This window comes from Aeromonas sp. R10-1 (genome assembly GCF_040908465.1).
In the GTDB taxonomy this organism is placed as follows: Bacteria; Pseudomonadota; Gammaproteobacteria; order Enterobacterales; family Aeromonadaceae; genus Aeromonas; species Aeromonas caviae.
On sequence record NZ_JBFODT010000013.1, the window covers coordinates 51,557 to 65,108 of the forward strand.

At 62.6% G+C, this 13,552-nt stretch carries 13 protein-coding genes; 11 read left to right on the top strand and 2 right to left on the bottom strand.

Annotation, left to right across the window (positions count from 1 at the left end; all coding sequences use genetic code 11):
* Window positions 1-302 precede the first annotated feature (302 nt).
* On the top strand, window positions 303-758 hold the full coding sequence (locus AB5Y93_RS05200; RefSeq protein WP_010673186.1) for a hypothetical protein: 456 nt from the start codon (window positions 303-305) through the stop codon (window positions 756-758).
* A gap of 52 nt (window positions 759-810) precedes the next feature.
* On the opposite strand, the gene ppgK is transcribed toward AB5Y93_RS05200, so the two are convergent.
* Together ppgK and queG are read right to left on the bottom strand one after the other, a co-directional pair.
* Window positions 811-1,554, bottom strand: coding sequence for a polyphosphate--glucose phosphotransferase (ppgK, locus tag AB5Y93_RS05205; protein WP_010673187.1), 744 nt, complete (start codon window positions 1,552-1,554; stop codon window positions 811-813).
* 83 nt (window positions 1,555-1,637) lie between these two features.
* Window positions 1,638-2,792, bottom strand: a complete 1,155-nt coding sequence (gene queG, locus AB5Y93_RS05210; RefSeq protein WP_368228906.1) for a tRNA epoxyqueuosine(34) reductase QueG — start codon at window positions 2,790-2,792, stop codon at window positions 1,638-1,640.
* A gap of 99 nt (window positions 2,793-2,891) precedes the next feature.
* Here queG and AB5Y93_RS05215 point away from each other — a divergent pair, with 99 nt between their 5' ends.
* The 10 genes from AB5Y93_RS05215 to AB5Y93_RS05260 all read left to right on the top strand — a co-directional run bounded on the left by AB5Y93_RS05215 (window position 2,892) and on the right by AB5Y93_RS05260 (window position 13,524).
* On the top strand, window positions 2,892-4,394 hold the full coding sequence (locus AB5Y93_RS05215; protein WP_368228907.1) for an NAD(P)H-hydrate dehydratase: 1,503 nt from the start codon (window positions 2,892-2,894) through the stop codon (window positions 4,392-4,394).
* A 17-nt stretch (window positions 4,395-4,411) separates the two neighbouring features.
* Complete coding sequence (gene tsaE, locus AB5Y93_RS05220) at window positions 4,412-4,885, top strand: tRNA (adenosine(37)-N6)-threonylcarbamoyltransferase complex ATPase subunit type 1 TsaE (protein ID WP_029313846.1); 474 nt, start codon at window positions 4,412-4,414, stop codon at window positions 4,883-4,885.
* 23 nt (window positions 4,886-4,908) lie between these two features.
* Window positions 4,909-6,426, top strand: a complete 1,518-nt coding sequence (locus AB5Y93_RS05225) for an N-acetylmuramoyl-L-alanine amidase (RefSeq protein ID WP_202607998.1) — start codon at window positions 4,909-4,911, stop codon at window positions 6,424-6,426.
* A 106-nt stretch (window positions 6,427-6,532) separates the two neighbouring features.
* Entirely contained in the window at window positions 6,533-8,416 is a 1,884-nt protein-coding gene (gene mutL, locus AB5Y93_RS05230; RefSeq protein WP_368228908.1) for a DNA mismatch repair endonuclease MutL, read from the top strand.
* A 92-nt stretch (window positions 8,417-8,508) separates the two neighbouring features.
* Window positions 8,509-9,426: a tRNA (adenosine(37)-N6)-dimethylallyltransferase MiaA gene (miaA, locus tag AB5Y93_RS05235; RefSeq protein ID WP_368228909.1), complete on the top strand. Its 918-nt coding sequence runs from the start codon at window positions 8,509-8,511 to the stop codon at window positions 9,424-9,426.
* A gap of 71 nt (window positions 9,427-9,497) precedes the next feature.
* Window positions 9,498-9,761, top strand: a complete 264-nt coding sequence (gene hfq, locus AB5Y93_RS05240; protein ID WP_011704864.1) for an RNA chaperone Hfq — start codon at window positions 9,498-9,500, stop codon at window positions 9,759-9,761.
* Between the two features lie 63 nt (window positions 9,762-9,824).
* Window positions 9,825-11,111, top strand: a complete 1,287-nt coding sequence (hflX, locus tag AB5Y93_RS05245; protein ID WP_368228910.1) for a ribosome rescue GTPase HflX — start codon at window positions 9,825-9,827, stop codon at window positions 11,109-11,111.
* 93 nt (window positions 11,112-11,204) lie between these two features.
* The gene (gene hflK, locus AB5Y93_RS05250) at window positions 11,205-12,356 is read left to right on the top strand and encodes an FtsH protease activity modulator HflK (RefSeq protein WP_010673195.1); all 1,152 of its coding nucleotides are present in this window, start codon (window positions 11,205-11,207) and stop codon (window positions 12,354-12,356) included.
* 3 nt (window positions 12,357-12,359) lie between these two features.
* Window positions 12,360-13,244: a protease modulator HflC gene (hflC, locus tag AB5Y93_RS05255; protein WP_010673196.1), complete on the top strand. Its 885-nt coding sequence runs from the start codon at window positions 12,360-12,362 to the stop codon at window positions 13,242-13,244.
* A 91-nt stretch (window positions 13,245-13,335) separates the two neighbouring features.
* On the top strand, window positions 13,336-13,524 hold the full coding sequence (locus AB5Y93_RS05260; protein WP_010673197.1) for a DUF2065 family protein: 189 nt from the start codon (window positions 13,336-13,338) through the stop codon (window positions 13,522-13,524).
* The last annotated feature ends 28 nt before the right edge of the window (window positions 13,525-13,552 follow it).

The following is a 13,552-nucleotide window of genomic DNA, read 5'->3' on the forward strand; positions in this document are numbered from 1 at the left end:
CGCCATTTGACTATGGTGTGGAGGTATCACCACCAGCATCAATATAAGATTCCGATTTGATGACATTGGTCCGAATATAAGCTGGTAAATATCTTTTATGTCGTCGATTTGATGTCTCCCCTTCGGACAAGGTGCCCGGTTGTCCGGGCAGCATCGCTGCCGGTTTCCCCTTCCTCCTGCAGTCTCTTTTTCTGCTTTCTTTTCCATCTCCTTGATGCAGAACAATAAATGACCAGTTCATGGCCGTGTCGACATGCCAGCTCCCTATACTGGCTGCAGGTGGATGCCAGGAGGGAGGCGAGATGCGATTCCAACAGATCAAGGACCTGATGCTCTATCTCGAGGAGCTTCATCATCGGCAAGGGCATATTTACGGGCGCCAGATCCCCCGGGTGGATGCTGAGCGCAGCAGGATGTTGCTGGCCTATCTGCAAGGGCGGGAGGATGCCGCGGCGGCTCATCTGCACGATTATCGCGAGCAGATGGGCAGCGCGGTGAAGGAGACCTGGCTGGATCAGGGGTTTGGCGAGGATCTGCTGGCCGAGGGGGATCGTCTGGCGCTGCCCGCCACAACCCAGCCTGCGGAGATAGTGGCCCTGGTGTCACGCCAGGAGGAGAGGCTCATCGGCGAGCTGGAACGCCTGGCCCGGGAGTGCCCCACGCCCGACACGGCGGCGCTGCTGAAAGCCCTGGCCTCCATGGCCCAATCCCGCCTGACCCGTCTGGTACACGGTGCTCATCGCCTCGACGATCTCTGAGCCCGGATGGGAGAGACCCGGTACGGGCCGGGTCTTCTGATGTTGCTGGCGGTCAGCCCCCTTGCCGGGCCGCGCCATAGAGGGCGGCGCCTATGATGCCGGCCTGGTTGAGGTTCGCGGCCGCCACCAGGGGAGCCCGGGTCTCAATCTTGTCGATGAACTTGTCGAGCTTGGCGGCGCTGCCGCCCCCCAGGATGAAGAGGTCGGGGGAGAACAGAAACTCCAGGCGAGCCAGGTATTTGTTGAAACGTTTGCCCCAGCGGCCCCAGGAAAGATCCTCGCGCTTGCGCACCGCATCGGAGCAATAGTGTTCGGCCACCATGCCTTCCAGCATCAGGTGACCCAGCTCGGTATTGGGCAGCAACTGGCCATTGACGAAGACGGCGGTACCGATGCCGGTGCCGACGGTGATGAGAATGATGACCCCCTGGCGATCCTGCCCGGTGCCAAAGCGCATCTCCGCCAGACCGGCCGCATCGGCGTCGTTCAGGACATGGCAGGGCAGGCCGGTCACATCGGCAAACAGGTGGGCGGCATCGGTCTCAATCCAGCTCTTGTCGATGTTGGAGGCATTCTTGGCGATGCCGTTGTGGATGGTGGCGGGAAAACCGCACCCCACGGGCCCCTTCCATTGGAAGTGCTCGACCAGCGCCTTGAGGGTGTGTGCCACGGCGGCCGGGGTTGCCGGTTGCGGTGTGGCGATGCGGTGGCGTTCGCCAATCAGCTCCCCGGTTTCGGTGTCGACCAGGCAGCCCTTGATCCCGGACCCCCCAATATCTACTCCCAGCATCTGCATCAGAATCTTCCTTTTATTGTGCCGATGTTCAATGGTCGGCAGAGCATGAAAAAATGGCTGCGATCCGGCAAGGGCCAGATCACTTATGCGTGATCCGGCAGACCTTTTTCGATGCAGCGGATCAGCAATCGCGTCTTTTTATTCTCTTCCTGCTGACGCCTGGCCAGGGTCGCCAGCGCCCACTCGATATGCTCGGCCACCATGGGCGCCGCCTCAGGCAGCGCCTGTTGCAGGGCGGCCAGGACCTCGCTGCTGGCCGGCCCGTTGCCAAGGGCCACTGCCAGGTTGCGGCGCCAGCGCTGATAGCCGATGCGGCGGATGGGGCTGCCTTCCGTGTGCTTGAGAAATTCGGCCTCGTTCCAGCGCCACAGCACTAGCAGGGGAGGGCGATGCAGGTCGGGACGGGGGCTGAAATCGGGTTCGGGACTGGCATCGGCATAGCGGTTCCAGGGGCAGATGAGCTGGCAGTCGTCACAGCCATAGATGCGATTGCCCATGAGCGGCCTGAACTCCTCGGGAATGGGGCCGTCATTCTCGATGGTGAGATAGGAGATGCAGCGCCGTCCGTCGACCACATAGGGGGCGATGATGGCACCGGTGGGGCAGATGTTGATGCAGGCCACGCACTTGCCACACAGCTCCTTCTCCACCGGGGCATCCACGGGCAGCGGCAGGGCGATGAGCAATTCTCCCAGAAAGAAGAAGGAGCCGGCGGACTCGTTGATCAGCAGTGAGTGCTTTCCCACCCAGCCAAGGCCCGCCTTGGCCGCCAGCGGCCGTTCCAGAATAGGGGCCGAGTCGACAAAGGGGCGCCACTCGCCCAGGGTTTGTCCTGCTGCCTGCAACAGGGTTTCGCACCGCAGCTCGATGCGCTCCCCCAACTGTTTGAGCCGGTTGCGCAGCACCTTGTGGTAGTCGCGGCCGAGGGCATAGCGGCTGATGTAGCCGAGGGTGGGATCGCGCAGGGTGGCGGCAAAGCCCGCCTCGAACGGGAGGTAGTTCATCCGCACCGAGATGACCCGCAAGGTGCCCGGCAACAGCTCGTGGGGGCGGGCCCTCATCATGCCGTGGCGCGCCATGTAGTCCATGGTCCCGTGATAACCGGCATCCAGCCAGGCCTGCAACCTTGGCTCTTCCAGGGTGAGGTCGGTGTCGGCGATGCCGACCTGGTCAAATCCTAGCTCCCTTGCCCAGAGCTTGATATCGTGGGCCAGTTGCGCAAGTTCGGCAGCCGTCATGCAGCATCCCCCCTCTGCCTGCAGGAGTGTGGCAGGCGCAGGGCGGCAATATGGCGTGCCAGTTGCCGGGTCATGGGATGATGAAACGTGGGGGCCGTCATGGTAGAGGTGTTCGGGGACGCTATCCGCAAAAATGAGTGGGAGAGTCTAGCACAACCCCTGTGGCGGGCCGAGCAGATCCGCAGCATGGAACGGCGCTGGGCCGAGCAGGAGGGGCTTCCCCTCTATGTGCTGATGGAGCGGGCCGGGAATGCGCTGTGCAACTATGCCTGTCACCACTGGCCCGACAGCCGTCAGTGGTGGATCTTCGTCGGCCCTGGCAACAACGGTGGGGATGGCTACGTGCTGGCCCGCCTTGCCCGACGCATCGGCCTCGAGCCTCTGGTGATTGCCGCCCGGGCTCCCGGCCTGCTGAGGGGAGATGCCAGGCGGGCTGCCGAAGAGTGGCTCGCATCGGGGGGGAGCGTGACCATGGCCGAGGATCTGCTGCCCGCCACGCTGCCGCCGCCGGATCTGGTCATAGACGCACTGCTCGGTACCGGCGTCCAGCTTCCCCTCTCCTCGTCAATGACAAAGATCGTCGCAACAATCAATGGCTTGAACGCGCCCGTGCTGGCGGTGGATCTCCCCTCCGGTCTCAATGCCGACACCGGCCGCGCCATGGGCGCACTGGTGCGTGCCACCCGCACCCTCACTTTCATCGGCATCAAGCAGGGCATGCTCACCGCCGACGGGGTAGACGGAGTCGGCCACCTCGACCGGGATCCCCTGGGAGTGACGCCGGGGGAGGAACGGGTTCCCGCTGCCGAGCGGATCGATTATCCCAGCCTCAAGGGGTTGCTGACCCCGCGCAGGCGCTCGGCTCACAAGGGACACAGCGGCAAGGTACTGCTGACGGGGGGGAACCTCGGCATGCAGGGAGCCATCCTGCTGGCGGGTCAGGCCTGTCTGCGGGCGGGGGCGGGATTGGTACGCCTGCGCCAGCACCCGGATTGCCCGGCGGCCAGCCTGGTTCAACCCGAGCTGATGGGATGCCCGGCGGACATGGATGAAGGGTGGGCGTCGGTGCAGGTACTAGGCCCCGGGCTCGGTCAGGATGAGTGGGGCCGGGCCCGGTTCGAACAGGGCATCGGAGCCGCCGTGCCACTGGTATTGGACGCCGATGGATTGAATTGGCTGGCGCAGGCCCCCCGTCATCAGGATAATTGGGTGCTCACGCCCCACCCTGGGGAGGCGGCTCGCCTGCTGGGTTGCTCCATCGCCGAGGTCGAGGGGGACAGGTTTGCGGCCGTCTCGCGACTGCAACAGCGCTACGGTGGTGTGGTGTTGCTCAAGGGGGCGGGGTCGCTCATCTGCGACGGCAGGCGCATTTCCCTGTGCGACGAGGGCAACCCCGGCATGGCCAGTGGCGGCATGGGTGACCTCTTGTCTGGTATAATCGCCGCCCTTCTGGCTCAGGGCTGGTCTGCGGGCATGGCCACCCGACTCGGGGCCGTGATCCACGCAGAGGCCGCCGATCTGGCCGCTGCCGAGGGTGAGAGGGGCATGCTGGCATCGGATCTGCTGCCCTGGATCCGTCGTCTGGTCAATCCGACACAGTAACAAGTAACAAGAAGAACATGGCAAAAACCTTGATGATGACACTGCCGGACGAGGCAGCAACAGTGGCGCTGGGTGGCCGTCTGGCAAAGGCGTGCCAACAGGCCACCACGGTATTTCTGCACGGTGCCCTCGGGGCCGGCAAAACCACCCTGACCCGAGGCTGGGTGCAGGGACTGGGTCATGAGGGCAAGGTCAAGAGTCCGACCTATACCCTGGTGGAGCCCTATGAGCTTGCCCAGTGGCAGGTCTATCACTTCGATCTCTATCGACTGGCCGACCCGGAAGAGCTGGAGTTCATGGGCATTCGCGACTATTTCGCCGCCGATACCCTCTGCCTGGTGGAGTGGCCAGAGAAGGGCGACGGCTGGCTGCCAGCCCCGGATCTCGAGATCACCCTGAGTTATGCAAACGAGCAGCGCGAGGTGCAGATTGATGCCCGCACTGCTATCGGCGAAGCCATTCTGGAACGGTTGTCATCTCAGTGCGCGTGATCCTTGTCTTTGTTCTCTCCCTGATGGCATTGCCCACTTGGGCCAATCAGCTCAAGAGTGTGCGGGTGTGGCCATCACCGGACAACACCCGGGTGGTGCTCGACATGAGCAGCGCCCCCAATTTCAACTACTTCACCCTGACCGGTCCGAACCGTCTGGTCATCGACCTGAAAGGGGCGAGCAACGCCACCAACCTGGCGCGCATCGAGAACAAGAGCGAGCTGGTGCGCAAGATCCGCGAGAGCACGCCGCTGGAGAAGGGCGGCCTGCGACTGGTGCTGGATCTCGGCTCTGCCATCAAGCCGGTGGTCTTCCCGCTGGCGCCGGCAGGCCCCTATGGCCACCGTCTTGTGATCGATCTTCCCTATGAAGAGAAGGGGAGCGCTGCGGCGCAGCCCGCTCCCGTCGGGGGACACGGCAAGGCCATCGTCATCGCCATCGATCCTGGTCACGGTGGGGAAGACCCGGGCTCCATCGGCCCGCGCCGCACCTACGAGAAACGGGTGACCCTGGCGGTCTCCCAGAAGCTGGCGGCCCTCATCGACCGGGAGCCCGGCATGCGCGCCGTGCTGACCCGCCGTGGCGACTACTTCGTCGATCTCAACAAACGCTCCGAGATTGCCCGAAAGGCCAAGGCTGACCTGCTGGTGTCGGTGCATGCCGACAGCTTCCACAACTCGACTCCCCGCGGCGCCTCCGTCTGGGTGCTGTCGACCAATCGTGCCAACCGCGAGATGGGTAGCTGGCTCGAGAAGCAGGAGAAGCAGGGGGAGCTGCTGGGGGGCGTTGGCAAGGTATTGGCCGAGTCAGATCCCAACCCCTATCTGGCGCAGACCTTCCTGGATCTCTCCATGGACAAGTCCAGGGCCGAGGGCTATGACGTCAGCCGCCAGATCCTGCGCTCGCTCGGCCGGGTGGCCAGATTGCACAAGAAGGCGCCGGAACATGCGAGTCTGGCGGTGCTGAAGGCGCCGGACATCCCCTCGGTACTGGTGGAGACGGGCTTTATCTCGAACCACGCCGAGGAGAAGCTGCTGGCCACCGCCAGCTATCAGGATCAGCTGGCCCGGGCCATCTTCGAGGGGATCCGCAACTATTACCGCAGCCATCCGACCAAGGGGCCCATGCTCACCGGCAAGGGGCAGGTTGCCGCCCCGCCGCGTCAGGCGCCTGCCAGCAAACCGGTCGCTGTCAGCAAGCCGGCTGCCCAGCCAACGCAGCAGGTCGTGACCAACCGGATGCCGGCGAGCGAGCCCTATCGCGTCGGTGAGGGCGGCGCCCCGGTCAGCAGCGTCGGCAGCGCCTCCGGTGCCGGCGTGATCAAACCTTACAAGGTGGCTGCTCAGGAGCCGAGTGCGCCGGTAGCAAGCGTGCAGAGCAACGACAAGTCCAACATGATCCGCCACGTGGTCACCCGTGGCCAGAGTCTCTCCCGTCTCGCCGAGAAACACGGGGTGAGCCAGGCGCGACTGGTGGAGATCAACAAGCTCAAGTCGCGGGACATCCAGATAGGGCAGGTGCTCTATATTCCGCGAAAATAGCGCGGGCTGAAGAACGCCGCCCTTCTCTGCCGATAGCAGGGAGGGGCGGTGAGCGTTGATGGCGCCAGGTCCACCCCTTCCCCTTTTTCATCTGCAGGAGCAAGCGATGCCAATCCGTATATTGCCGCCGATTCTGGCCAACCAGATTGCTGCCGGTGAGGTCGTGGAGCGGCCCTCCTCCGTGGTGAAGGAACTGGTGGAAAACAGCCTGGATGCGGGGGCTGACCGGGTCGAGATCGACATCGACAAGGGAGGCGCCAAGCTTATCCGCATTCGTGACAACGGCTGCGGTGTCGCCAGGGATGAGCTGGTGCTGGCACTGTCGCGCCACGCCACCTCCAAGGTGGCGACCCTGGACGATCTGGAAGGGATCAACAGCCTGGGCTTTCGCGGGGAGGCGCTCGCCTCCATCAGCTCCGTCTCCCGCCTCACCTTCACCTCCCGTACGGCAGAGCAGAGCGAGGCCTGGCAGGCCCAGGCGGAAGGGCGTGAGATGAGCGTCACCGTCAAGCCGGCGGCCCACCCGGTGGGCACCACGGTGGAGGTGGTGGATCTCTTCTTCAACACCCCGGCGCGGCGCAAGTTCATGCGCAGCGAAAAGACCGAATTTGCCCACATCGACGAACTGGTGCGCCGCATCGCGCTCTCCCGCTTCGACGCTACCCTGATCCTGCGTCACAACGGCAAGGTGGTGCGCCAGTACAAGGCGGCCAACACGGTGGCGGAGCAGGAGCGTCGCCTCGCCGCCGTCTGCGGTTCCCCCTTCATGCACCATGCCCTGGCGGTATCGAGCGAACACAGCGACGTGCGGTTGTGGGGCTGGCTGGCCACCCCGGCAGGAGCCAGGCCGCAGAACGACCTGCAATACACCTATGTCAATGGCCGCATGATGCGGGACAAGCTCATCAATCACGCCATCCGCCAGGCCTATGACGAGCTGCTGCCCGCCGATCGCTTCGCGGCCTATGTGCTCTATATCGAGCTGGATCCCCGCCAGGTGGATGTCAACGTCCATCCGGCCAAGCACGAAGTGCGTTTCCATCAGGCGCGTCTCATCCACGATTTCATCTTCCAGGCGCTGTTTACCGCCCTGCGCCAGGACGGAGCAGGGAGCGCTACCGATGCACCCCTGGCCGAGACCCAGGTCGAGCTGCCGGGCAGCCCGGAGATCACCTATCCGGGTCAGGCGCCGCGTACCGAGTGGTACGGTGCCGAACACGGCTATCGGGCTCCTGCCCCTGCGCGAGATGGCGACGGCGTGCGGGAAGGCGGTGGTGGCAGGGGAGGAAACTACCAGCCCCCCGAACCCCCGAGCCGGGCCGCGATGCGAGGCATGGGCGCCTTGCTCACCACCCTGCCCGAGGTGGCGACGCCGGCATCCCGGCCCGGAGCCGAGAGCGGTGCCGTCGAGACGCCAGCCCGAACGGGGGAGTGGCGCGCCCTGAGCCTGGTCGAGCAGGCCTATCTGCTGATGGAGCGTCAGGGGCAACTGGCGCTGCTCTCCCTGGTGCGCGCCGAGCGTCTGTTGTTGCGCCACTGGCTGCTGGATGCCTGGGGCCAGGGGCTGGCGGCCCAGCCTCTGTTGCTGCCGGTCTCCTTCAAGCTGCCGAAAAACCTGGTCGCCCTGGTGGAGGAGCGGGAACGTCTGCTCAAACGCATGGGGCTGGAGTTGAAAAGCGGGGGACGCGACACCATGATCCTGACTCGGGTGCCTGCCCTGCTGCGCCAGACCGATCTGGCCCGCCTCTTACCCGAATTGTTGCAATTGGTCGAGAGCGGATCTGACAGTGATGCCGACGCGCAGGCTGGGGTACTATGCCAGTGGTTGGTGGAACAAGGCATAAGTGACGAAAAAATATACGATTTTGCCACTGCCACCCGGTTGTTGACGGAACTTGTTACCGATTTCAGTGACCAACTGGCAGACGTTCGCATGGTGCGTCCGTTGCCGCTGGCAAACGTGCTGGCCGAGTTTGCCGATGGCAACTGACGGCGTCTCGTCGTCTGTTGCATCCATATGACCAGTTTTATGCCGGCTCGCCCGTGAAGGGGCGGCCGAAGGGAGTGTTTAACGTGGCTGACTTGCCGACTGCAATTTTTCTGATGGGGCCGACGGCCTCCGGCAAGACGGATCTCGCCATTGAACTGTGCAAGGCCCTGCCCTGCGACATTATCAGCGTGGACTCCGCGCTCATCTATCGCGGCATGGACATAGGCACCGCCAAGCCGACGCCAGCCGAGCTGGCACAGGCCCCGCACCGGCTGATCGACATCCTGGATCCCGCCATGAGCTATTCTGCGGCGGATTTTTGCAAGGATGCCCTGCGGGAGATGAAAGAGATCGCCGACCGTGGTCGCATTCCGCTGCTGGTGGGCGGCACCATGCTCTATTTCAAGGCGCTGCTGGAGGGGCTTTCTCCGCTGCCTTCCGCCGATCCCGCCATTCGGGCCGGCATCGAGGAAGAGGCTGCCCGCCTCGGCTGGCAGGCGCTCCATGACGAACTGGTGCGCATCGACCCGGTGGCCGGTGCCCGCATCCACCCCAACGATCCCCAGCGCCTGTGCCGGGCGCTCGAGGTTTACCGCATCAGCGGCAAGACCCTCACCGAGCTGACCCAGGTACAGGGAGAGGGGCTGCCCTACCGGGCGCTGCAGTTTGCCATCGCGCCGAGGGATCGGGCCGTGCTGCACCAGCGCATCGAACAGCGGTTTGACAAGATGCTGGGCAGCGGCTTCGAGCAGGAGGTCAGGGCGCTTTACGAGCGGGGGGATCTCACCCCGGATCTTCCCTCCATTCGCTGCGTGGGATACCGCCAAATGTGGGACTACCTGGCGGGGGAAGTGGAGTATGATGAGATGCGTTATCGCGGCATTGTTGCCACCCGCCAGTTGGCCAAGCGTCAGATGACCTGGTTGCGCGGTTGGCCTGATGTGACCTGGTTGGAATCTGGTGAGTCTGGCAATCTGGCCAGGGTCGTCGCCCAAGCTGGTCCGGCTTGACACTCCTGTATAATCAGGTTGTTATATTGAATATCCGGTGTTTAAAAACAACAAACTATAAGGAAAAGAAGATGGCTAAGGGGCAATCTCTCCAAGACCCGTTTTTGAATGCGCTGCGCCGTGAGCGTATTCCTGTTTCTATCTATTTGGTGAACGGCATCAAACTGCAGGGTCAGATCGAATCGTTTGACCAGTTTGTCATTCTGCTGAAGAACACCGTGAGCCAGATGGTCTACAAGCACGCCATTTCCACCGTGGTGCCGGCCCGTGCCGTCAACCATCACCAGCACGCCCCGGGCGCCGCCGGTGAAGAGCAGGGTGAAGCTGAGGCGTGATATCCTGCGGCGAGTTCACTCGCCAACTCAGATCCATCATGATACCTGTCAAGGAGCAAGCGCTTGTTTGACCGTTACGAAGCTGGTGAACAGGCCGTTCTGGTACATGTCAACTTCAGCGATGAGGGCGAGCGGGAGGATCTGGACGAGCTCAAGATGCTGGTGAGCTCGGCCGGGGTCAATGCACTGGGGGTGATCACCACCAGTCGCAGCGCACCCAGCGCCAAATTTTTTGTCGGCAGCGGCAAGGCGGAAGAGATCGCGTCCCAGGTCCAGATGCTGGACGCCGACGTGGTCATCTTCAACCATGCCCTGACCCCTGCCCAGGAGCGCAACCTGGAGCGTCTGTTCCAGTGCCGGGTCGTGGACAGGACTGGTCTTATCCTCGATATCTTCGCCCAGCGCGCCCGCACTCACGAAGGCAAGTTGCAGGTCGAACTGGCCCAGTTGCGCCATCTTTCCACTCGTCTGGTGCGAGGCTGGACCCACCTTGAGCGACAAAAGGGGGGGATCGGTCTGCGCGGCCCGGGTGAAACCCAGCTTGAAACCGACCGACGCCTGCTGCGTGAGCGCATCAAGGCCATTTTGCGCCGCCTCGACAAGGTGGCCAAGCAGCGGGAGCAGGGGCGCCGTGCCCGCAACCGCAACGAAGTGCCGACCGTTTCTCTGGTGGGGTATACCAACGCCGGAAAATCCACTTTGTTCAACCAACTTACAGATGCCAGCGTGTATGCTGCCGACCAATTGTTCGCAACCCTGGACCCCACCCTGCGCAAATTGGTGATCCAGGATGTGGGTGATGTGATCCTGGCGGATACAGTTGGATTTATTCGGCACTTGCCCCATGATCTGGTCGCGGCCTTCAAGGCGACCCTGCAGGAGACTCGCGAAGCGGACCTGCTGCTGCATGTGGTGGACTGCGCCGATGAACAGATGCAGGAGAATATCGAGTCGGTCCAGCGTGTGCTGGCCGAGATCGAGGCGGATGACCGTCCCCAACTGATGATCTGCAACAAGATCGACAAGCTGGGGGATCGTCCGGCTGGTCTTGAACGGGATGAGGCTGGGCGACCGGTGCGAGTCTGGTTGTCGGCCCAGACTGGCGAGGGCAGTGAATACCTGTTCCAGGCACTGACTGAACTGCTGGCCGGCTCCATGGTGCATCACACCCTGCAACTGCCCCCTTCCGCCGCCAGACTGCGCAGTGCGCTCTATCGGCTGAAAGGTATCGAGCAGGAAGGTTTCAGCGAGGAGGGGGACTTTGTGCTGGAAGTTCGCCTGCAACTGGCTGACTGGAACCGCCTCATGAAACAAGAAGGTGAGAGTTTACAATGCTTTATCAGGCATTGATGAGTCGATGAACATAAATGGTTTGCTGATTTCATCGCTCCTCTGTGGCCCGATAGAGATGATATCCATCCGCATGTATTAATGGAGACGCTGATGGCTTGGAATGAGCCTGGTAACAATGGCAAAGACCGTGACCCCTGGGGGAACAACGGCAAGAATCAGGGCCCCCCTGATCTGGACGAGATGCTTCGCAAGGTGAGCCGTCGTTTTGGCGGTCTGCTCGGTGGTGGCAAATCCGGTGGTGGTGACGTCGGCAAGTTCGGCCTCTCCATCGCCTTGGTGGTGGCCGTGGTGGTGTGGGTCGTCAGCGGCTTCTACACCATTCGCGAAGCCGAGCGAGGCGTGGTGCTGCGCTTTGGCGAATACTCCCACAACGTGGACCCCGGCCTGCGCTGGAAACCGACCTTCATCGACCGGGTGATCCCGGTGGACGTGGAGTCTGTCCGTTCCCTGCCGGCGTCCGGTTTCATGCTGACCCAGGATGAGAACGTGGTACGGGTCGAGATGGATGTGCAGTATCGCGTGGTCGATCCCGAGCAGTACCTGTTCAGCGTGACCAACGCCGACGAGAGCCTGAGCCAGGCCACCGACAGCGCCCTGCGCTACGTGGTGGGTCACACCCGGATGGACGATGTGCTGACCACGGGTCGTGAGAAGGTGCGTCAGGAAACCTGGCAGGTGATCGACAGCATCATCGAGCCCTATCAGATGGGTCTGCAGATCGTGGACGTCAACTTCCTGCCGGCGCGTCCGCCGGAAGAGGTGAAGGATGCGTTTGATGACGCCATCTCCGCCCAGGAAGATGAGCAGCGTTTCATCCGTGAAGCGGAAGCCTATGCCCGTGAAGTGGAGCCCAAGGCTCGTGGCCAGGTCAAACGTCTGGAGCAGGAGGCCGAAGCCTACAAGTCCCAGATCGTGTTGAAGGCCAAGGGTGAAGTCGCTCGCTTCAACGAGCTGCTGCCCCAGTATCAGGCCGCGCCCGAGCTGACCCGTGATCGTATCTACCTGGAAACCATGGAAGAGCTCTATCAGCAGGCCAACAAGGTGGTGGTCGACATGCCGGCTGGCAACAACAGCATGATCTACCTACCGCTCGACAAGCTCTCTGGCAAGGCGAATGCCGTGCAACCGGCACGTCCTGCGGGCACCCCGGCAGTCGAGGCGGCCCAGCCGTCCAACGAAGGGGCCAACTCCACTCCGACCCCGCTGCGTGGCGGTGATCGTTTCAGCACAGGGAGAAACTGATAGATGAAAAAGCTAGCTATTGGTGTCATCGCTGTGGCCGCCATGGTCTGCTTCTCTTCCATCTTCATCGTCGATGAAGGACAGAAGGGGATCGTGGTGCAGTTTGGCAAGGTGAAACGGGTCGACTCCGGTGAACCGCGCCTGTACGAGCCGGGTCTGCACTTCAAGGTGCCGCTCATCGACCAGGTACGCAAGATGGATGCCCGCATCCAGACTCTGGAAGGCCAGGCGGATCGCTTCGTTACGTCCGAGAAGAAGGACCTCATCATCGACTCCTACGTGAAGTGGAAGATCGAGGACTTCTCCAAGTACTACCTGGCGACCGGTGGTGGCAACAAGATCCAGGCTGAAGACCTGCTCAAGCGCAAGATCAACAACGGCCTGCGTTCCGAGATCGGTAACCGCACCATCAAGGACATCGTCTCCGGCGAGCGCAGTACCGTGATGGAAGATGCCCTGATGAAGATGGCGCGCTCCTCCGAGCTCGGCATCAAGGTGGTGGATGTGCGCATCAAGCAGATCAACCTGCCGGTGGAAGTTTCCAGTTCCATCTATCAGCGGATGCGTGCCGAGCGGACCGCGGTTGCCCGTGAACACCGTTCACAGGGCCGCGAGCAGGCCGAGATCCTGCGTGCCGACATCGACCGCAAGGTGACCGTGATGATCGCCGACGCCGAGAGTAATGCCCGTCAACTGCGTGGTGAAGGGGATGCCGAAGCCGCCAGGATCTATGCCGACAGCTACAAGAAGGACCCGGAGTTCTTCAGTTTCGTGCGCAGCATGGAGGCCTATCGCAAGAGCTTCGCCGGTGGCAACGACCTCATGGTCCTGAAACCGGACAGCGAGTTCTTCCGCTACCTCAAGTCGCCGCACGGCAACAAGCAGTAAACATGTGTTGATATGACCCAAGGGCCTGATGATTCAGGCCCTTTTGTTTGCCGGCCACAGACCGGCAGGGGAACAGGGATAGGGAGAGGTGATGCTGACATCCATGTTGATGGGGCTGGGGTTGCTGCTGCTCTTCGAAGGATTGGGGCCCTTGCTCGCTCCCAGGGCATGGCAGCAGATGCTGCGCCTGCTCGGGGAGTTGCCGCCGGAACAGCTGCGCCGCATCGGCGGCTGTCTGGTGGTGGCAGGTGGTGTCATCTTGTGGGCGTTGGCCCGTTAGAGCCTGTGTTGATACGACAGTGGCACGG